This is a genomic window from Microvirga subterranea (assembly GCF_003350535.1).
GTDB lineage: Bacteria > Pseudomonadota > Alphaproteobacteria > Rhizobiales > Beijerinckiaceae > Microvirga > Microvirga subterranea.
In genome coordinates this window covers 147,517-167,502 of sequence record NZ_QQBB01000002.1, presented here as the reverse complement: position 1 = coordinate 167,502, position 19,986 = coordinate 147,517, and the positions used below count along the sequence as shown (strand labels likewise).

The following is a 19,986-nucleotide window of genomic DNA, read 5'->3' as shown; positions in this document are numbered from 1 at the left end:
ATCAAGAGTTCTCGGCAGCGGCGATCTTTTGCTCAGATCCGGCGTTTTCCCTTGGATTCTGATGATCGGACTGGGGCATTGAAGAGGGCCTTTGGATAGGAACGGCGCCGTTTTTGCCATTGTTTGCGGCGATCTCCCGAAGGGTCTGCAGCACCTTTTCACGGGGTCCGAAGAGTTCAACCGCTCCGTCCTTCAGCAACAAGATCTTGTCGGCTTGTGCGAGCGTCGAGGGGCGATGTCCGACGATGATCAAAGCAGTGCCTTGCTGCTTCAGCAGATTCAAGGTAGCAGCCAAAGCCGATTCTCCGGCTTGATCGAGGTTAGCGTTGGGCTCGTCGAGAATGACTAAACGCGGATTTCCATAGACTGCCCGCGCCAGCCCGATCCGCTGGCGCTGCCCGCCCGAGAGCCGCGCACCACCGTCTCCGATTTGCGTATCGTACCCATCCGGAAGATGCTGAATGAGCTCGTGCGCGTGCGCCAGCATCGCAGCCCCGATGACTGATTCATCATCAGCCGGCCCGAGACGGGCGATGTTCTCCCGCACTGTGCCGGAGAAGAGCTCCACGTCCTGCGGGAGATAGCCTATGTACTGCCCGAGCTGATCCGGATCCCAATGGTCGATCCGCGAGCCGTCGAGACGAATATGACCGGCGGAGGGAATCGCCAAGCCGACGATCATTCGGCACAGGGTGCTCTTCCCGCCTGCTGAGGGGCCGATGACGGCGACGGCCTCCCCAGGCTGAACTTTGAACGAAATCTGCCGCAGGATCGGACGCCGATCCTGCGGCAGAACGTAGGTCAGATTGTCGACCGTCAGGTTGCCGACGGGCGTCGGGAGGCGCGTACGCTCGGTCTGCTCCGGAAAGTTTTGAAGATACGACTTCAGGCGCGAATAGGAGATGCGGGCTGCCGAGAAATTACGCCAGACCGACATCGCCAATTCCACGGGAGCAAGCGCTCGCCCCAACAGGATCGACGATGCGATCATTCCGCCGGCCGTCAATTCGGACTGGAGCACGAGCCATGCCCCTAGACCAAGTACCGCAACCTGCACGAAGAAGCGGACGAACTTTGTCAGACCGGTGAGAATGCCTCCCAGCTCTGCGGACGACCGGACCGCTCTCTGGGCCGACGCGTTGCTCTCCTGCCACCGCTGCAAGACGGCAGGCAGCATCCCCATGGCATAAACGACCTCCGCATTGCGGATCGCAGCCTCCGCCTGCTGCGTCGCGGAGATCTGCGCGACATTGGCCGTCAGGTTGGATTTGCGAGTGAGCAAGTCGTTCGCGATCGTCAATCCAAGGAGCACGACAGCTGACACGAGTGCGAGCATCCCGAGCATGGGATGGAGAAGCCAAATGAGAACAATGAAAACAGGAGCCCACGGTGCATCGAAGAACACCGTAAGCCCCTGCGATGCGACGAAGTTCTGAACCTGGTTGAGGTCCCGGAGCGGTTGCGCCCCGACATTTTCTCCCTGCAGCCGCGCCCGCACCCCTGCTGCGAGATAGACCGGTCCCAGTCGATCATTGAGCCAGCAGCCCATCCGCACAGTTACGGCTGCGCGCAACATGTCCAGGGTTCCAAGAAGCAGGAGCGCTCCACCAGCGATGGCAGTGAGCATGATGAGCGTCTCGACGTGTCCGGTGCTCAGAACGCGGTCATAAACTTGCAGCATGTAGAGTGGCTGCGTCATCAGCAGGATGTTGATCGCGAAGCTGAACAGCGCGAGGATCCAGAACGCCGACCAGCACGCGGATAGCGCCTTGTCGAATTCCGTTTCACGCCGGAATGGATGAGCATTCCTTACCTGCGGTACCATACGATTTCCCTCAAGGTCCAAATTTGACGGAGAGCGATGTGAATGCTGATCCAAAATGGGCTTTCAGCATAACTAGGACGCGGCACGGGAAGCGTACTCTAGGACAGAGCACCCGCGACCTTGCTCCTGATCTCCCCAGCTGCCCGCCGGCCTAATTGTCGGCGGGTGATCTTAAACGGCCGACACGGCGTCGCTTGATACAAGTCTTCGTTAGTTTACGAGCGCAGCTAGGCAATCAAATTTGGATCAACAAAGACGTAAGCTAGGACCTGATTTGCCAGAGCAGTCGCTTGAGTGCCAGTTATGGCGCTCGTCGAACCAAGTACAACCCACGTCTCATGATCACCCACTTGAGTAGTCCCTGCGGGGTTGGCGTCCGATATGATCCTCAAGCAATAGTTACCGCTGAAGGTGGTTACACTGATGAGGTTCCTGCCTGCCGCGTCTTTTGCGATGCCATCAATCTCGATCCGTTCGCCGGTTTCCCATCCGTTAATAAGGTTCCAGCCGTCGAGACTCCTAAAGGTGTCAATGCCTCGCGTGCCTCCATCGGTTATCCCATCTCCAATGAGCTGACGGAATCCTCCGGGGAAGGTGTCGCCGTTTCCTACAAGTAGGTCTGCACCGCTGCCGCCTCGCATGATGTCGTTCCCGGCCCCGCTGACCAGCTTATTGGCACCTGGGCCTCCATTCAGCGTGTCCGTGAATGCGGAACCAATGACATTCTCCACCTCGCTCAGAATGTCGCCTTGCGCATCAGTTCCACCCGTTTGTGCAATGAGAAACACGCCCGGCGTGGATGTCAGCTGCATGTTGATACCGCCGCCCGTAAGCATAGAGTAATCTACCGTATCGATATCGGCGCCACCTATGAATGTGTCTGCGCCGGCGCCGCCGACGAACGTGTCGTTTCCGGCCCCGCCGGAGAACGTGTTGGCAAGAGCGTTTCCGATCAGTGTATCGGCACCGCTACCTCCAGCAATATTTTCGATGTTGTTCAAGATGTCGCCATCGGAAGATGTGCCAGCAGCCAGATCAACTGTAAGCGCAATCGCAAAATCAGTGTAATTTGCGGTGTCAATGCCAGTTCCACCGTCGATGCTGTCAGCGCCGGCGCCACCGGCCAAATTGTCGTTCCCGTCGCCACCCAACAGAGTATCGTCCCCGCGTCCACCGAGAGCGGTGTCGTTGCCTGAGTTCAACGAAATCGTATCTGCCCCGTCATTTCCCTCAAGCCACTCCGGTCCCGTACCACCGGTCAGCGTATCGTTGAAAAGAGATCCGATTACCCTTTCGACGCTGTTCAGCTGATCGCCTTCGGCATCTCCTCCGCTGCCGGTGCCGAACAATGCCTGATCGGAGTTCAAGACGATGCTCACGGCTGCGCCGGAGGCGGAATAGTCGGCAGTGTCGAACCCGCCATTGCCGAGCAGATAATCCGCCCCGCCGCCGCCGACCAGCGTATCGTTCCCGGTCCATCCGTCCAGGACATCGACAGATGTACTGCCGTAGAGAGAATCGTCTTTCGTGGAGCCGTAGACACGCTCGATCGAACTCAGCGTGTCACCTTCGGCATCGCCTCCGCTGCCCGTTCCAGGAGTCGTCGAGTCGGCGCTCAGGTGAATTGTGACGGCGAATCCCGAGCCCCTGTAATCAGCCGTATCGAAGCCGCTCCCGCCGCTCAATTTGTCGGCGCCTGCGCCGCCGGCAAGAATGTCGTCGTCGTCGCCGCCGCTGATATCATCGTTGTCGGCACCTCCGGAAAGAGAGTCCTGTCCAGCTCCCCCAATCATGGTATCGTTCCCCGCACCACCTTCGGCGGTGTCGTCACCGAGGCCAGCCGAGAAGGTATCCGCTCCGTCGCCCCCCTCCATCGAGTCGTTTCCCGACCCAGCCAAAAACGTGTCGGTGCCAGCGCCGCCCTTGAGTGTGTCATTCCCGTTTCCGCCATCGAGAATGTCATTCCCGTCACCACCGTCGACAACGTCGTTGCCGTCGCTAGCCCTGAGAATGTCGGCACCCAGTCCGCCGATCAAGGTATCGTCGGTCGCCCCCGCGGTGATGGTGTCGTTTCCATTGCCACCGTCGAGTTCGTCCCCGGCATCCGGGGTCGTCGTCATTCTCGATACGGAAACCGTGATGTTATCGTTGCCGTCACCGCCGAGGATCCGATAGCTGCCAGCTCGCGTTTCGCGATAGAAATCGGCGCCGGAGGTGAGCGTTTTGGTTTCATTGAATGCCATGACCCTGGTCCTTCCTTGCGCTGAACCCGCCCGAGCTGGTGCCGATCCGGTCTGGGTTGAACGTCTATTGTTTCTCGAAGGTCATGGTATCGGCGAGGGACCTGAATACAACGACGCGATGGGTCGATATCCTTCGGCGGTGCCAGCATTATGCGATCTGAACCAAAAGATATTCACCTAATGGCGGTGGTGATCGGGATCTCCCAAGGCTCGATGGACCCACGGCTCTGCCTCCTGCCTGGACTGAAGTGAGGGAGGAGAGAAAGAGCGCTGCAGAATAGCGAAGGCGGCGGATACCCTTCGGCATCCGCCGCCTCCAGAGGGAGTGCATTTAGTCAATCTGACACCGAAACGACACTGACGCTAATGCTCGACAGATTGTCGGTCGTTACGACATCGAACTCGACGTTCACCAGCGTGTTCTCACCGAAGGCATCGGCCGACCCACGCAAATATGCAGTATTCGCACTGAGGTCTACGAAGTCCGAGATAACGTGATTAACAAATACATTATCAAGGTTCGTATTGAGATTGAGGTCGATCCCGAGATCGACGTCGAGATCGAGTGCCAGATCAACCATGGATGTAAGGTTTAGAGCAAGCATGAGAAACCCCGTCGGTTCGCTTACGAATAGATAGCCATCATTGGCTCTCGCAATTTAGATCTACCGAGACTCCAGGAACAATCGCGCATCAAGTTGGATGAACCAACGGCGTAGATGTAGATGCTGATGGAGAAAACCGTTCTCAGCCAACTCTAAGAACGTAAGTAGCGGTGGCAGCAAAAGAGCTGCCACCGCCACCTATCCCTTGTGGCAAGGACTACCAATACCTATCGTCATCAACAGCCGAAACCACGCTGACGCTGACGCTCGACAGGCAGTCGGTCGTCACGACATCGAATTCGACGTTCACAAGGGAGTTGTCGCCGAAGGCATCAGCCGAACCGTCGAGATAGGCAGTATTGGCGTTAAGATCGACGCAGTCGGAGATCACATGATCAACGTAGACCGCATCATAATTGAGATTGGCGTTGATATCGAGCGAGAGGTCGACGTCTACCTCAAGGCTCAGATCAGCCGTCGCGGAGATATCGAGGCAGATATCACTATTGTACCCACCGTGATCACCAGACATGGAAGCCTCCATCATTCGCTTGTACAGCCAGCTCTCTGCCGGCCAAACCAAGCTAGTCTAGGTCAAGTTGAGCCAACAACCGAACAAGAGGATGAGTGAACCAATGACGTATAGCGGTTATATCCGGCGATTTGATCATACGTCTTCGTCGCATGGCAAAGAAGCGAAAGATGGAATGCGCCCTGCAATCACGCAGCAGCCGCCCGCGCTGCGTTGCAGCACGGGGGCCTAATTTTCGAAGTCAGATCCCGAGCTATGCGACCTCGGTGATCACAATGCCGCTGACGGCCGAGAGTTGATTATCGACGGTCAACACATCGTACTGGACGTCGACCAGCGTGTAGTTCCCTTGCGCGTTCGCGTCTGCGTCGAATGTTGCCAAGTTGCCGCCGATAAGTGGTGCCCCTCCGCCGCCTAATCCGTCATTCTCGAGCGTCGGATCAATGATAAGCGTTCCTCCCGGTAGGTCGAACCCGTCGATATTGGCGGCCAGCAGGAAAGTCTGTGACGTCTCCGCCATGTAAGTGTCGTCGCCTCCGGAAGATACGATTGTCGGAGCCAGGACAATATCGGCTCCCTCAGCTCCGGCGTATGTGTTGGCGTCAGCATAAACTGGATCGCCGTCAGCTGACTGAGCAGCGGCACTAAAGGATGCGATGCCACCACTAAGTTGAAGTGGGCCGCTGCTCATCGACTGAACGTCGATGTCACCGCTCGCAGTTGTATCGTCTCCGACGGCGAGCGCATCCCCACCGATGAAGGTCTGCATCGGCCCCGCATCATTGCTTGGGAGGAACGGAGAACTGGAAGTCGTTCCAACGGCCGATGGCTCATAGCTGCTAGATATGGAGGACGCACTCATCAGAAGGCTCCCAGTCGATGTTGCCAGGAGTGCGTTGATCGAACTGTCTGTCGTGAAGGAAGAATAGAACATGGTGGCCTCGCTCATCATAGGCGTCGGACGTGCCGACGATGCTGAATCGAAGGATTCATGAAGCCACCTGCACCACACCGGCTGCGAGTCAACGCATAGGCAGAGGCGGCATCGTTCTAAGAGAGCAGATTCAATGATGAAGCAGAATAGGCATTATCAGTGGTTCAACTATCGACGGATCCATGCCTTTTGAGGGTACGCGAGTCGCCTAAGAGACGATCCGGCCGCTAAAGATACACGTCCCCCCTCGGAAGCGACTTATCGTCGAGCGTGTGACCGCTCGCATTCGTGCCTGCCACAATACAAGGCTTGGACAGGGACAAAAGTTATGTTTCGGAGGTCGCGTAGAAGACGTTGAAGACAGCGATCAAACAATCAGATTTCGACGCAATCGTTGGAATCCTCTCCGCGTAGCATAGGCGCTACTTTTGAGGGGTCGGAAAGAGATGGGCGGCCTGGTGGCTCTCGGATGAACAGATGAGAGCAGCTTGCGTGCGATTGGACGCGCCCAGCTTGCGCATGATCTGACGAACATGCACCTTCACGGTAGCTTCAGTCATCGAAAGGCGCCGACCAATCACTTTGTTGGAGTCTCCCCGCCGTAGAAGTTCGAGAACTTCCTGTTGTCGAGGAGTGAAGCCATTGATCAAACGCGCCTCTCCCGGCTCTCCAGATTGGGCTCGCCTGTTCGTTGTCTCCAGCATGATGTCCGAATGGGTCGGAAGATCCGTAAGAATTGTAGGCGGGAAAAATGATCCGCCTCCTATGATGAAGCTAAGGGCTTGGCGCGTGATTTCGGGCTCGTAGTTGGTGGGGATGAAGCCGTTTGCCCCTGCCCCGAACGCACGCGCGACCTCACTCGAGTCCTCACGATCGGAAACCACCACAAGTGCAGTCTCGGGCCACTTCGCTCTCAGATGCTTGATCCAATCTAATATCTCAGGATTGGAAACAGTGCTGCCCCCGACGCTCAGGACAACCATTCTACAGCTGCCTATCTGTTCGACAGACTCCAAGCCAGCACATTGCAGCTTCATACCCATCAACCGAGCCCAAGGCTCAAGAAGACTGGCGAGGCCTGCACTTCTCAGTTTCATCGTATCAAGGATGAGAACGACATCATCTTGGAGCTGATTGGCCGCAATGGCGTTCATTTGGTGCCTCCAATCCCGCACAAAATACTTGCTAGAACTTCGTCGTAATAGGCTTACCGTCTCTTGAACTTTTGAGATCACTTACACTGGTTACACAGATCAGGCTCGAATCAATCAATGTTAATAAATTTTTAATTTTTCTCTGAAAGTAGCAATACCCTATTATAGGCATTTGGCCTTAGGATTCCTCAACAATTACTCCTTTGGGCTTACACTCCTCCTGGTTTAACTGTTACATGAACCAGGAATGTCTAAGACGTTTTTCTTACATCACTAGGAAAACTGACATCTAAATAGATCCGGTGACATATCGAAGGTAACCGACTTACCGATCTCCACCTGACTCATCTTTATCGTCAAGCCTGGACATTTTCGGTGTTCTTTGCTCGATCCGAAGGCTCGCTGTGCGAGAATGGACTTTCGCGGCGAGTGAACTGATCCAGTGCAAGGGACCGCTGATCAATGGCTTCGAGAAAGGTGTGCATTTCGAGCCTCAGCCGGTCAATGTCTTGGCTCGTCCTTGCAAAGCGTTGTGCATGTCGTGCTTCGCCATGTCCAAGAAGGCCTGCGAGGAGGGCAGCAATATAGATCGCTGTGGCGAGGATGGCGTCTGACTTTGAATGACTGCCACTCATCAGAGCGGAATAGGACAGCATGCTCATAGCAGCTGCAGCGCTCACACTCGCGACGTTCCGGGATAAGATGGCCAAGCACAAGGGAACAACCGCAATTCCGAAGATCGCGGCGGACGGAAGGGCCAGAACCGCATGTACCAAGTCCTGAACCGCACTCGAAATAGTCTCAACGAGTTGTGCTTCGATATTCATATGGCGCACCCTCAGTTTCCAAAGTTCTCGCTTCGCACGCCCTAAGGCTAACTGATACGATCACGTTTTTGGAAGCGTCGTTCACGTACCTATTCCGGTGAATGCCTCGGCCTAAGTCTTCTGATGCATTGCTACGGGCGATTTCGGCTCTCATTGTCTGTGGGTAGAAGTGCTTGGAGGGCCTTGTGATGTCGTCCACACGGGATGTACCGGCCAATCCAATTCGCACGATGAAGGCCACTGCATCGCGTCCCGAACGGCGTCCACGAAAGGCCACGAGACGGACCAAGCGGTCCGAACGCAATGCAATCCCCCCCTCGCAGGAGCGGTTCGATCAAGCAGTGAATTCCATTCGACAGCTTGCGGAAGACATGTCCCAATCCGCTCAGGATGAACTCGCGCATATTCTCGCGTCCGAGATCGAAGACAACCTGTCCTTCATCATGGATGCGGTTGAACCGGATAAACCCAACCTTTTGGCGAACAGCTCGAAAGAGCAACCGAGCTCATCATTCCAACTAAAGCCCGCCGACGGGGATGCTCAGCCGTTCGCTTCCAAGCCACAGTACGGTGGCGCCGATCGGCCGGCATCCGTTCGACGGAGAGCCTGGGTCGGATCCCTGTTGGTCGCGGCGCAAGTATCCGCCGTTGCAGCTCTGCTCGTAAGCCTCGTGCCGCCTCTTCTCTCAAGCAGGCAGGAGCATGCGGAGTCGCGTCGGATGGAGGCCTCCTCCGCCACCATCGAGAAACAATCGGCTGCGTCATTCGGGTCGAGCGCTTCGACCAGTCGAGCGGCGAGGACGGTGGAGTTCGAGGTTTCGTCATCGAACGTACAGGCGGAACGCAGTCGCACGTCCGGGACCCTACACTCCCCAGCAATCGATCAAGACGCGCGACTAGAGGAAAAGCCACGTCCAACCGAAAGGCTGATATTGCCCACGTCCATCGCGACAGAGACTGCCGGGAAACAGGTGCCAGAGATCAGGCCTCAGATCGCTCCTGGCAATCGCGAACCGCCTGCCGACGCTCAGCAAAATGCCGAACAACAGCTTCTAAATCGAGCGCAGGCGCTTCTTCAAAACAGGGATATCAGCGGAGCCCGTTTGGTTCTCGAAAAGGCGGTCAGCCTCGGAAGCGCGAAGGCGGCGTCTCAGCTGGCCGAAACTTTCGATCCCTCGATCCTGGATCGTTGGCAGGTCCGTGGCATCACCGGAGATCAATCAAAATCACAGGAGCTTCACAAGCTCGCGCGGATCCTTGAACTCCGCGCATCCGGCGTGGCTTCTGCAAATCGTTGAAGATCCCTCTGCAAAGCAGCCCATCAAGTTCGGCGGCATTCCGCCAACGCTGTTCGGCACCATTGCTTCCCTCGGATTACAATACCTTTTGCGAGAATGTCCGGTGCTGTGCAGGACGAATGTTTGCCCAACAAAGGTGGACTCTCCAAAAGTAAGATTGAATCAATCAAAGGTGGAACATCTCAAAGCGTCTGTTCTGTTTTGCTTGCACCCATGATTGGCTACCCGGGTTCGTTGGATAGCTAAGAGAATCGATAGCGGGAGAGACACAATGGCTAAGGCTCGCGTAGCTTCAAATCCATTCACGAAGATCTTCGGTTCGCTATCGGCGAAGACCGTGAGCGACACGACTCCCGTCAGCGAGAAGACCGCCGTTCCGACATCTGATCCTTATCACTCCCCCACCACCAGCGGCACGACGAAAACTTCCGCAGACGGTTACCTTCAGACGGCCGTCAGTGGCGACGCCCTCGCAGCCGGAACAGACACCTCCACGAGCGGCAACATCTACTCGCGTTCCTTCGACAAGGGCCCGATCCAAATGAGCTTCGGGTTCACGAAATTCAGCGCGACTGCGCAGTCCCCTACGGGCGAATCGTCATATGCAGATGCGAACACATCCGTGCAGACGTCCAATGCGGATCTCTCGTTCGATCTGACCCATGTTTCATCCGGCAGCGGAACAACATCGTCCGGGGGATCCTATGCAACCGACACGTCCCGAACCTTCTTTTTTGCGATCAACATCGAAGGCATCGATCTTCCCAAGGGCCCCGTTCAGATCAGCCATACGGTTGAAAGCCCCAGCTATCTCCAGCCATCGCCGGTCGGCGGAAACATATCCACCTTCGACGCGGATGTGCAGGCTCACGGAAATGGCAGTCTCGCCGACGTTCAGTTCGATGTCTTGACGGTCAGCGACACTGTTTCCGCCGTCAGCGGCGTCGCCGTCACCGAGATTGCCTAGCGCGAATTCCCCGTCTTTGCCTCCGACCAATTCACCTCGGCTGGCACTCGAGTCGTCGTTCCTTGGCTGCCCATCTGGTACCGGTGGGGGAGCATGATGAAATTGGATGATCCATTTCCGATAAGCGTTTTTGCAAAGCCTGTTCGCGACTCGATTCAAGCTGAGTTTCAAGGCCGCTGCCCGACCATTCGCGAGGTCCTCAGCATTCACGACGAATACTGGCTCACGCTGCCTGGCATTGGTCCGACGACACTTGTCAAATTGCGCCGCGCCGTTCAGGACCAGATTCGCCTGATCGACACCCGTCCTCTCGCGAAATGGAAGGATGGGGAACTGCTGTCGCAGCACGGCCGCCTTCGCGGAGAAGTCAGCCGCCTCAGGCACAAGATCCGGCTCATCGAAGGCGAGTTGCAGTTGCGGGGGATCCAGCCTCAGCGAAGTCGCCGACGTCTCGGATCAGACGACAAATCCGCCATCGTTCTGCATCTGACAAAGGGGTTCGAATAGCTTGCGAAGCAAGCACGACGTCACCTCCGCCCGCGCGTTCATCGCAGCGCGGTCGCAGAAGAGAGAACCCGCTAGGCATGAGAGCCTGTCCGGGGGCGAGCAGGATGAAATTCTGTCTCAGCAGCACGCAAGCCCCCTCGAGAGGGAGCCGCGGATCCAATGTTGGATTTGAGAAGATTGGTGGGTGATGTAGGGCTCGAACCTACGACCCGCTGATTAAGAGTCAGCTGCTCTACCAACTGAGCTAATCACCCGTCGCCGAAGCGGCTTCAGTCGGTTTGTTCCGCTGAAGTGGCCGTGCGTGTAACAAACCGCACGGCCCCTGTCTACCCTGTTCAGAGAGGTTTTTCGCCTCAGGCTGCGGATTTCGCCTTTGCCAGATGGTAGCTGCCGTCGCCGCGCGTCACGATGCGGTCGTCGGGCTGCAGCTCGCCGGGTTGAATGTCCTCCTGAGCCTCCAGGTCGAGCCAGAGCGGGATGAGACGGTCGAGATCGAGAGAAGGCCAAGCTTCGATACCGTCGAGGACGAAATAGGTCTCCTGGAAGTCGTCGATCCGATAGAGGGTGCGCATGACGCGCCCGAGGTCGAATTCCACCCGGTTCGGCGATGGGCTCTCAAGGGAGAAAATCGTCTCGCCGGGAGATGAGGCAATGCCGGCACCGACGATCCGCAGGCCTTCGGGTGTGTGGGCGAGGCCGAATTCCACAGTGTACCAGTAAAGCCGCGCCAGGCGCTTCAGAGCCCCGTGCTCGGCCGCCACGAGGCCGGCTTTGCCATAGGCCTCCAGATAGTCGGCATAGATCGGCTGCATGATGAGAGGGACGTGCCCGAACACGTCGTGGAAGATGTCCGGCTCCTCGATATAGTCGATCTGCTCCGGCTTGCGGATCCAGAAGCCTGCCGGGAACTTCCGATCCGCCAGGAGCCGGAAAAAGGCCAGATCGGGGATCAGGCCCGGCACGGCGACGACTTCCCACCCGGTCGCGGCCTTAAGGCGCTGGTTCATGACCCGGAAGTCGGGAATGCCCTCCTCGCCGATGCCGAGGCGGTCGAGCCCTTCCAGGAACTGGTCGGCGATGCGGCCATGAAGGATTTCGCGCTGGCGCTTCGCCAATATGCGCCAGGTCGCGTGGTCGGTCTCGGTGTAGTTCTCGAAACCCTGAGAGACGAGGTAGTCCCTCGGATCGTCGCTGCCGGTGGCGGAATTCATGGGCTTCTCCTCCGCTGGTGTTCGGTTAGGATATCACCCAATCATCGTCATGATCCGCCAATTTGTTCCATGATACTGGCTGCAAAGATCAGATCGTGACCTTATGGAAGGAAAATTCTGTTGCGCCGCCCCCTGACCCCCTCCGACCGCCGGATCCTGCGCGTCCTCCAGAACGACGGGCGGATCACCAATGCGGCTTTGGCCGAAAAGGTCGGGCTGGCTGCCTCCCCTTGCCTGCGCCGCCTCAAGGCTCTTGAGGACGACGGGGTGATCGAGGGTTATCGGGCGATGGTGAACCGCAAGGCCCTGGGGCTCGAGGTCGAGGCTTTCGTGTTCATCAAGCTGGAGCAGTCGGAGCCCGGATGGCGCACAAGGCTGGTCGAGCGGCTGAAGGGCTATGAGGAGGTGATCGCCTGCTACGCCCTTGCCGGAGAGGTGGACCTGATCGTCCATGCGGTCGCCAAGGATATCGAAAGCTTCGGGGAGTTCACCATGAACCGGCTGCTCACCCTGCCCGGCGTGGCGGACGTTCGTTCAAGCTTCGTCCTGTCGAGCATCAAGCCGCCCGGCGCCGTTCCAGTCCCGGATCACGCCTGAGGGGGGGGCTCCCACGGCTGCGGGAGCCCTGCTGGGCTTCACTCTGCCGCGTATTGGGCGTGGAGGCGTGCCCCGCGGCTCATCAGCTTGTTGAGCGCACCGAGATAGGCTTGGGCAGAGGCCACGAGCGTATCCGGATCGGCTGCCCGGGAGGTCACGCTGCGCCCATCTGCGGAGAGCCGCACGGACACCTCGGCCTGAGCGTCGGTACCCTCGGTCACGGCATGCACCTGATAGAGCTCCAACGTCGCCTCGTGGGGCACCAGGGCCTTGATGACGTTGAAGGTGGCATCCACCGGGCCGTTGCCCTCCTGCTCCTCGACGACCGCCTTGCCGTCGATCTGCAGTCGCATGGTCGCGCGCTGCGGTCCGCGCGTCCCGGCGACGACCGAGAGGGACATCAGCTTGATGCGGTCATGAGCAGTGGCGATATTCTGGTCGACCAGCGCCTCGATGTCCTCGTCGTAGACATGCTTCTTGCGGTCGGCCAGATCCTTGAAGCGCTCGAAGGCATCCTGGAACTGGTTGTCGGACAGTTTGTAGCCCAATTCCTCCAGCTTGTTGCGGAACGCCGCGCGACCCGAGTGCTTGCCCATGATCAGGGACGTCTTGGAGACGCCGACGCTCTCGGGCGTCATGATCTCGTAGGTCTGGGCGTTCTTCAACATGCCGTCCTGGTGAATGCCGCTCTCATGCGCGAAGGCATTCCGGCCGACAATGGCCTTGTTGTATTGCACTGGGAACGAAGTCGCCGCGGAAGCCAGCTTCGAGGCGCGGGTCAGCATGGCCGTCTCGATCCCGGTCTCGTAAGGCAGCACGTCGCCGCGGGTCTTGATCGCCATCACGACCTCTTCAAGAGCCGCGTTGCCGGCGCGCTCACCGATGCCGTTGAGTGTGCATTCGATCTGGCGCGCGCCGCCCTCCAGCGCCGCCAGCGAGTTCGCGACCGCGAGACCCAGGTCGTTGTGGCAATGGGCGGAGAAGATTGCCTTATCGGCATTGGGCACCCGCTCGCGCACCGCGCGAAACATGGCCCGGTATTCGTCCGGCGTGGCGTAGCCCACGGTGTCCGGCAGATTGATCGTGGTGGCGCCTGCCTTGATGGCGGCCTCAACGCAGCGGCACAAATATTCGATCGAGGTGCGGGTCGCATCCATGGCGGACCACTCGACGTCCTCCACGAGATTGCGCGCTTGGGTCACCGTCGCGGTGATGATTTCCAGCACCTCCTCCTCGGACTTGCGCATCTGATGCGCCAGATGGATCGGCGACGTCGACACGAAAGTGTGGATGCGCGGCCGCGTTGCGTGGCGCACGGCCTCACCCGCACGGGCGATGTCGGCGGAAATGGCGCGGGCGAGACCCGCGACCGTCGCGTTCTTCACCCGCTTGGCGATGAGCGACACGGCCTCGAAATCGCCGTTCGATGCAATCGGAAATCCGGCCTCGATGATGTCGACACCCATCGTGTCGAGCAGATCGGCGACCTCCAGCTTCTCCTCGAGCGTCATTGTCGCGCCGGGGCACTGTTCTCCGTCGCGCAGGGTGGTGTCGAAAATCAGAACGCGGTCCTTCGAGGAGCCGGCGGTATGGGTCGTCATCGGTCAAGTCCTTCTCGGGGCGAGCGGGCTTTGCGCTCAAGGTTGTTCCTGGTGTTCAGAACCCCTGAGAGCCCAGGCACCAAAGCCCAGCCGACCCTCAGGGGCGACTAAGGAGAAGGAGGCCAAGGAGACGAGCGCGGGCGGCCGCGGAAGCGGGGCCGTTCATCCATGCGCTGTGGGAGCCGATTGTCATCGCGTCCCAGTTCCTCCTCAGGCCGCGTCCATGCCGCGGCAGACATTTCGTTTGTAACGACGGATCCTCCGGATGGCAAGAGATTGAAACAAACGAAAAGCGAAGCCTGTCGGCGGTATACCAAACCACCTCTTGATCGATGCAAGCGTGGCCTTATGTCCTGCGGCGGAACCGACCAGGAGAATGTTGGATGAAGAGCTTGGCTCCCGTTCTGTGGCTCACCGGCGCGCTCGCGCTCCCCTTGGCAGCCTGCAACCAGACGGCGCCCCCTCCCCCGGCGGCGAGCGCAACGGCCACCCCGTCCGGGTTCCATATGCCCGAGGGAGCCGGATGTCAGGGCGAGGTGGCGCGCTACAAGGCCGTCATGGACAATGATCTGGCAATGGGACACGTCAACCAGTCCGTCTATGGGCGCGTTTCCCGGGAGATCGACCAGGCAGCGGCCGCCTGTGCGGCCGGACGTGATGCCGAAGCGCAACGAATGATCCGGGCGACCAAATCGCGCTATGGCTACAGCTGACCGAAGCTCCAGCGAAAGAAGGACTGGAGGAAGAGCGGCATCGTCTGTGGATCGATGTCCTCGGGGCCGCAGATGATACGAACATCCGAAAGCTCCGGCGGATCCTGGCGCGCGATGGTCTTCCGGATCATCGCAGCCCCCTCTTCGGCCGGCACGGGAAGGGTCACCGTGCGCATCATGGCGATCGCGGGCCAGCGCTGGACGATGATCCATTCGTCCTCAACGTGGTAGTCAGCCTGGCCGAGACCCGTCTCTTCGAGCAGCTCCCGGGTGAGGCTGGTGGCCAGGTCCACCGTTCCATCCGGGCGCAAGTCGGAGCGATCAGGCGTTCCTGCCGGGAAATAAACCCGGCCCGCATTGGCCGTGTGCTCGTGCATCACGCCGCACAGGAACGCACCGTCCGACCCGCGCAGGGCCCCCATGGCGAATCCGTTCGCGATCGTCCTGTCGGGATGGCCAAGGTCGATCCAGGCGAGGAGCCCCGCGTAGTCGACCTCGAAATACGTGTTGACGCACCGCTCCGGCGACAGTTCCACGTCACGCAGCATCAGCACGCGGCCGTTGAAGAGCTTGGGCGTGCGGGCCTTACGGCGCTCCCAGTTGGCGTCGACCTGCTCCTGGTTCTTCTGGGCCCAGGACCATTCCATGGGTTCGAAGCGTGCCTCCACACGGGCAACGCGCGTGATGCGCAGCTCCTGGTCGATCACAGAAGCTCACCACGGCTGACCATGACGGCATGTCCGCCGATCTCGGCCGAGACGAGAGCGCCGTCCTTGATCACCATCTGCAGCGAGATCACGCTTGGACGCCCCATCTCCACGCCCTGCTCGATGACGATGTTGTGCTCGCCTTCGCCGAGCGGCTCGCACTGCATGAGAGCGCCCGCGAAGGCTGCAGCGGCGGAGCCGGTGGCCGGATCCTCGGCGACACCCATGCCGGGGCCGAACATGCGCGCCCGGAAGCGCAGCCCCTGGGCATCGGGCATCCGCGTATACACATAGGCCGAGGGATGGTCGCTGTCGCCGAAGGCCTTGTCGAAAGCTTCTCCTTGCGGCTTCGCTCGCGCCAGGGCCTCAAGCGAGGCGACGGGCACGAGGTCGTAGGCGACGCCGGCCGAATGGCGGCTCGGCACATGCCGATCGAAGCCGATTTCAGTAGGATTAAGGCCGAGCGCCCAGGCGCAATCGGACGTTTCCTTCCCGTCGCCCCAGGTGAAGGGGAGGCGCGGAAGCCGGAAGCGCGCAAGACCCTTCACGGCGCTCTCGACCTCGACCGCGCAGGGCACGATGCCGACCTTCTCCATCAGCCCGAAGGCGACGGCGCCGGGCTCGCCGTCCTGATCGAGAATCGCCAGCAGCACGGCGGTGCCGACGGTCGGATGGCCAGCGAAGGGCAATTCGCGGGCGGGCGTGAAGATGCGGATGTCCGCCCGCTGGCGCGTCTCGGACGCAGGCGACACGAAGACGGTCTCCGACAGATTGAACTCTTGAGCGATGGCCTGCATTCCATCGGTATCGAGTCCTTGCGCATCCAGCACGACGGCCAGCGGATTGCCGGCCAGCGCCTTATCGGTGAAGACGTCGAGTGTCACGAAGCGACGGGGCATGGGATCAAACCTCTTCGGCCGGGAAGCGATGGGTGGGCGACACGAACTCGTCCTGCGCGGCGATGGTCAGGATCTCCCGGGAGCCCGCTTCCTCCGTGCGTTTGAGAAGCCCGTAGACCGAGGCCGAGGCCTCCGCAAGGGCGGCGGTCGCCGACCGGCTTCGCGCATAATGCACGAAGAACAGTGCCGCTATCGCATCCCCTGCCCCGTTGACGCTCAGCGAAAGCTTGGGCGTCCGCACCCGCCAGAATCGGCCGCCCTCGCCTGCGATGAGGTCTACCGCGTCGGAGGGCGTTTCCTTGGTCTCCACCGACGTGACCAGAACAGCCTTCGGCCCCAGCGCCTGAACCGCAGTCATGGCCTGCTTGATATCGGCCAGGGTCTCGGTTGCGCGACCGGCCAGATAATCGAGCTCGAACTGGTTCGGGGTGACGACGTCGGCCGCAGGCACGGCCTGATCACGCATGAATTCCGGAATGCCGGGCCGCACGAAGACGCCGCGCCCGACGTCGCCGATGACAGGATCACAGCAATAGAGCGCCTCGGGATTCAGCGAGCGCACGCGGGACACGGCCGAGAGGATCGCGTTCCCGATGTCGGCCGAGCCCATATAGCCCGAGAGCACGCCGTCGCAGCGGCCAAGGACCCCACGCTCGGCAATTCCCTCGACGAGTTCCTCGATCGCCGGTCCATCGAAGACGCGGCCCTTCCATGACCCGTAGCCGGTGTGGTTGGAGAACTGCACGGTATGGATGGGCCAAACCTCGACGCCGAGGCGCTGCATCGGGAACACCGCCGAGGCATTGCCGACATGGCCGAACGCGACGTGTGATTGAATCGAGAGAATATTCATGGCTAGGCCCCCTGAAGGACTCCGTTAACGCATCAGCCGTCCGGCTTCAAATTGCGGAATGTGATCCGATCCATCACATGAGGTATGGGCAGCCCGTTGTCCCGCGCCCAAGGATGAGGAGCAAGCAGAGCGGTCATGGATCTCGACGCCATCAAAAACGCAGTCGTCGCCTTCGTGCAGACCCACCACGCCTATGCGCCTTTTGTCATTGCCCTCATGACCTTCGGCGAATCGCTGGCATTCGTGTCGCTGCTCCTGCCGACCATGACCATCCTCATCGGGGTGGGTTTCGTCATTGCGGCCGCCGACATCCCCTTCTGGCAGGCTTGGCTGGGAGCGGTCGCAGGTGCGTTCCTCGGCAATTGGCTCTCCTACGAGATCGGGCGCCGCTACAAGAAGACCGCCTACGAGGTCTGGCCTCTGTCACGCAATCCACAGCTCACCTTGCGCGGAGAGCGGTTCTTCGAGCGATTTGGCCCCTGGGCCGTCTTCCTCGGACGTTTCTTCGGCCCGATCCGTGCCGTCATTGCGCTCATTGCCGGGATCTTCCTAATGCCCGTCCCGCTTTTCCAGGCGGCCAACATGGCCTCCGCTTCCGTATGGGCCTTCGTGATCCTCGCACCAGGTGCCGGATTGGCGCATTACCTTCTGTGGTAGACGGTCACAGGAACCGACCGGTCCAGCCCTCATTAACCCTCCATATGGAAGGAGTATTCCAATGGGCAAAGGCAAGATGAACGGCGACAATTCGGCCGAGAGCAAGGATCCGAACCGCTTCACCCGCGGCTCCGGCGGCACGATGAAGAACCGGAACGATCCGGGCAAGCAGGACAACAACAAGGCTCAGAACACCAAGAGCAACCGGCAGTAACGCCTCAGACCTGAGAGCCGGCTCCGAAGCCAGATCCTCTTCGTTCAGATAGGTGGCATCCGGGCGAAGCAATGTTAGGGAATTTCCGTAATTTTACGGAACCCTGCTATGCCCAGCAGTGCCCCCCATACGGACGAATGGCACAAGCACGACATCATCAAGAGCCATCCGGCCTCTGGCCGGAAGGTTGCCGCCGACCTGGCGGAGTCCCGATGGGCGTACGACTGGTGTGTGGCCGGCACCGCCTATTCGGGACTGTGGCTTCTCGCAAGCTGGACAGCGGGCGGATCGGCTCTACAGACCGCCGGGCTCTTCCACATGGCCCACAGCTTGGCTACCCTCCTGCTCGCCTTGGCCGCCTGCACCGCCCTCTACAAGCTGTGCGGGCGAGTCTTGCGGCGCCTTGCACCGACGGTCGCGATTATTAGCGGCATAATCATGCTCGTAGCTCACAGCGCATGACAGACTGCTTCGACTCGGACGCACGAAAAAGGGGCGGCAGAACCGCCCCTTTTCCCAACTGTCGTCGGTCAGAAGAACTTAGTTCCGGCTCTTGTCGACGAGAGCCTTCTCCTTGATCCACGGCATCATGTCGCGCAGGCGGGACCCCACGTCCTCGATCGGATGCGCGGCATTGCGGGCGCGGGTGGCCTTGAACGAGGTCTGGTTGACTTTGTTCTCGAGCATCCAGTCGCGGGTGAACTTGCCGGACTGGATGTCGGTCAGCACGCGCTTCATCTCGGCCTTGGTCTCCGGCGTGATGATGCGCGGACCCGTCACGTACTCGCCGTACTCGGCGGTATTCGAGATCGAGTAGTTCATGTTGGCGATGCCGCCCTCGTAAATGAGGTCGACGATCAGCTTCACCTCGTGGAGGCACTCGAAATAGGCCATCTCGGGGGCGTAACCCGCCTCGACCAGGGTCTCGAAGCCCGCCTTGATGAGTTCGACGAGGCCGCCGCAGAGCACGACCTGCTCGCCGAAGAGGTCAGTCTCGCACTCTTCCTTGAAGGTGGTTTCGATGATGCCGGCCCGGCCGCCGCCGTTGGCGGACGCATAGGAGAGCCCGAGGTCATGGGCGTTGCCCGTCGCGTCCTGATGGATCGCGATGAGGGTCGGAACGCCGCCGCCGCGCAGGTACTCGGAGCGCACCGTATGGCCGGGGCCCTTCGGGGCGACCATGAGCACGTCGAGATCCTTGCGGGGCTCGATGAGGTTGAAATGGACGTTGAGGCCATGGGCGAAGAGAAGCGCAGCGCCCTGCTTCATGTTGGGGTGCAGCTCGTCCCGGTAGATGTCCGCCTGCAGCTCGTCGGGCGTCAGCATCATGACCACGTCGGCCCACTTGGCCGCCTCGGCCACTTCCATGACGCGAATGCCTTCCTTCTCGGCCTTGGCCGCCGAAGGAGAGCCCTTCCGGAGCGCAACGACGATGTCCTTCACGCCCGAATCGCGCAGATTTAGCGTATGGGCGTGGCCTTGGCTGCCATAGCCGACGATGGCGACCTTCTTGCCCTTGATCAGATTAATGTCGGCATCGCGATCATAGTAAACGCGCATGGCTGCCTCTTCCTTCACCGTTTCTCTTGTGTCGATTTGCCCCGGATTGCCAAGGCTTACTGGATGCGGCTTCTTAGCGACC

The 19,986-nt window shown here is 59.7% G+C and carries 21 protein-coding genes and 1 tRNA gene; 8 read left to right on the top strand and 14 right to left on the bottom strand.

Going from position 1 to position 19,986, the window contains the following annotated elements; all coding sequences use genetic code 11:
- Position 1 precedes the first annotated feature (1 nt).
- From DES45_RS05525 to DES45_RS05495, 7 genes are all read right to left on the bottom strand, one after another.
- Positions 2-1,825: a type I secretion system permease/ATPase gene (locus DES45_RS05525; RefSeq protein ID WP_114768996.1), complete on the bottom strand. Its 1,824-nt coding sequence runs from the start codon at positions 1,823-1,825 to the stop codon at positions 2-4.
- A 227-nt stretch (positions 1,826-2,052) separates the two neighbouring features.
- Entirely contained in the window at positions 2,053-4,068 is a 2,016-nt protein-coding gene (locus DES45_RS05520) for a calcium-binding protein (protein WP_114768995.1), read from the bottom strand.
- Positions 4,069-4,403: 335 nt separating this feature from the next.
- Positions 4,404-4,673 carry a hypothetical protein gene (locus tag DES45_RS05515; protein WP_114768994.1) on the bottom strand — a complete coding sequence of 90 codons (270 nt, stop codon included), beginning with the start codon at positions 4,671-4,673 and terminating at the stop codon, positions 4,404-4,406.
- A gap of 217 nt (positions 4,674-4,890) precedes the next feature.
- Entirely contained in the window at positions 4,891-5,205 is a 315-nt protein-coding gene (locus DES45_RS05510) for a hypothetical protein (protein ID WP_147282350.1), read from the bottom strand.
- A gap of 253 nt (positions 5,206-5,458) precedes the next feature.
- On the bottom strand, positions 5,459-5,974 hold the full coding sequence (locus DES45_RS05505; RefSeq protein ID WP_147282349.1) for a hypothetical protein: 516 nt from the start codon (positions 5,972-5,974) through the stop codon (positions 5,459-5,461).
- Between the two features lie 587 nt (positions 5,975-6,561).
- Entirely contained in the window at positions 6,562-7,293 is a 732-nt protein-coding gene (locus DES45_RS05500; protein WP_114768991.1) for a LuxR C-terminal-related transcriptional regulator, read from the bottom strand.
- Between the two features lie 356 nt (positions 7,294-7,649).
- Positions 7,650-8,120 (bottom strand): hypothetical protein, encoded by a 471-nt coding sequence (locus DES45_RS05495; RefSeq protein ID WP_114768990.1) that lies wholly within the window; start codon positions 8,118-8,120, stop codon positions 7,650-7,652.
- Positions 8,121-8,308: 188 nt separating this feature from the next.
- Between DES45_RS05495 and DES45_RS05490 the strand changes: the two genes are divergently transcribed.
- From DES45_RS05490 to DES45_RS05480, 3 genes are all read left to right on the top strand, one after another.
- Positions 8,309-9,418, top strand: coding sequence for a hypothetical protein (locus tag DES45_RS05490; RefSeq protein WP_147282348.1), 1,110 nt, complete (start codon positions 8,309-8,311; stop codon positions 9,416-9,418).
- A 271-nt stretch (positions 9,419-9,689) separates the two neighbouring features.
- Positions 9,690-10,385, top strand: coding sequence for a hypothetical protein (locus DES45_RS05485; RefSeq protein WP_114768988.1), 696 nt, complete (start codon positions 9,690-9,692; stop codon positions 10,383-10,385).
- Between the two features lie 93 nt (positions 10,386-10,478).
- A complete protein-coding gene (locus tag DES45_RS05480) occupies positions 10,479-10,892 on the top strand; it encodes a hypothetical protein (RefSeq protein ID WP_147282347.1) in 414 nt (137 codons plus the stop codon).
- A 178-nt stretch (positions 10,893-11,070) separates the two neighbouring features.
- Here DES45_RS05480 and DES45_RS05475 read toward each other — a convergent pair.
- Together DES45_RS05475 and phhA are read right to left on the bottom strand one after the other, a co-directional pair.
- A tRNA-Lys gene (locus DES45_RS05475) sits at positions 11,071-11,146 on the bottom strand.
- A 99-nt stretch (positions 11,147-11,245) separates the two neighbouring features.
- Positions 11,246-12,103 carry a phenylalanine 4-monooxygenase gene (phhA, locus tag DES45_RS05470; RefSeq protein ID WP_114768986.1) on the bottom strand — a complete coding sequence of 286 codons (858 nt, stop codon included), beginning with the start codon at positions 12,101-12,103 and terminating at the stop codon, positions 11,246-11,248.
- Between the two features lie 120 nt (positions 12,104-12,223).
- Here phhA and DES45_RS05465 point away from each other — a divergent pair, with 120 nt between their 5' ends.
- A complete protein-coding gene (locus DES45_RS05465; protein WP_114768985.1) occupies positions 12,224-12,700 on the top strand; it encodes an Lrp/AsnC family transcriptional regulator in 477 nt (158 codons plus the stop codon).
- 38 nt (positions 12,701-12,738) lie between these two features.
- On the opposite strand, the gene DES45_RS05460 is transcribed toward DES45_RS05465, so the two are convergent.
- Positions 12,739-14,301, bottom strand: a complete 1,563-nt coding sequence (locus tag DES45_RS05460) for a 2-isopropylmalate synthase (protein ID WP_114768984.1) — start codon at positions 14,299-14,301, stop codon at positions 12,739-12,741.
- A gap of 383 nt (positions 14,302-14,684) precedes the next feature.
- On the opposite strand from DES45_RS05460, the gene DES45_RS05455 reads away from it, so the two are divergent.
- Positions 14,685-15,014: a hypothetical protein gene (locus tag DES45_RS05455; RefSeq protein ID WP_114768983.1), complete on the top strand. Its 330-nt coding sequence runs from the start codon at positions 14,685-14,687 to the stop codon at positions 15,012-15,014.
- On the opposite strand, the gene DES45_RS05450 is transcribed toward DES45_RS05455, so the two are convergent.
- Genes DES45_RS05450 through pdxY form a run of 3 tightly spaced genes read right to left on the bottom strand, consistent with a single transcriptional unit; the run spans position 15,005 to position 17,473 of the window.
- Positions 15,005-15,721 carry an NUDIX hydrolase gene (locus tag DES45_RS05450; RefSeq protein WP_114768982.1) on the bottom strand — a complete coding sequence of 239 codons (717 nt, stop codon included), beginning with the start codon at positions 15,719-15,721 and terminating at the stop codon, positions 15,005-15,007. The genes DES45_RS05455 and DES45_RS05450 overlap by 10 nt on opposite strands.
- Positions 15,718-16,620, bottom strand: coding sequence for a PhzF family phenazine biosynthesis protein (locus DES45_RS05445; RefSeq protein ID WP_114768981.1), 903 nt, complete (start codon positions 16,618-16,620; stop codon positions 15,718-15,720). The genes DES45_RS05450 and DES45_RS05445 overlap by 4 nt, the downstream gene beginning before the upstream one ends.
- 4 nt (positions 16,621-16,624) lie before the next feature.
- Positions 16,625-17,473: a pyridoxal kinase PdxY gene (gene pdxY / locus DES45_RS05440; RefSeq protein ID WP_114768980.1), complete on the bottom strand. Its 849-nt coding sequence runs from the start codon at positions 17,471-17,473 to the stop codon at positions 16,625-16,627.
- Between the two features lie 135 nt (positions 17,474-17,608).
- On the opposite strand from pdxY, the gene DES45_RS05435 reads away from it, so the two are divergent.
- The 3 genes from DES45_RS05435 (at position 17,609) to DES45_RS05430 (ending at position 18,806) form a co-directional block, all read left to right on the top strand.
- A complete protein-coding gene (locus DES45_RS05435) occupies positions 17,609-18,130 on the top strand; it encodes a DedA family protein (RefSeq protein ID WP_114768979.1) in 522 nt (173 codons plus the stop codon).
- A 61-nt stretch (positions 18,131-18,191) separates the two neighbouring features.
- Entirely contained in the window at positions 18,192-18,344 is a 153-nt protein-coding gene (locus DES45_RS25015; protein ID WP_170151399.1) for a hypothetical protein, read from the top strand.
- Between the two features lie 108 nt (positions 18,345-18,452).
- Entirely contained in the window at positions 18,453-18,806 is a 354-nt protein-coding gene (locus DES45_RS05430; protein WP_114768978.1) for a hypothetical protein, read from the top strand.
- A gap of 78 nt (positions 18,807-18,884) precedes the next feature.
- Here DES45_RS05430 and ilvC read toward each other — a convergent pair whose 3' ends face one another.
- Complete coding sequence (ilvC, locus tag DES45_RS05425; RefSeq protein ID WP_114768977.1) at positions 18,885-19,904, bottom strand: ketol-acid reductoisomerase; 1,020 nt, start codon at positions 19,902-19,904, stop codon at positions 18,885-18,887.
- Positions 19,905-19,986 lie beyond the last annotated feature (82 nt).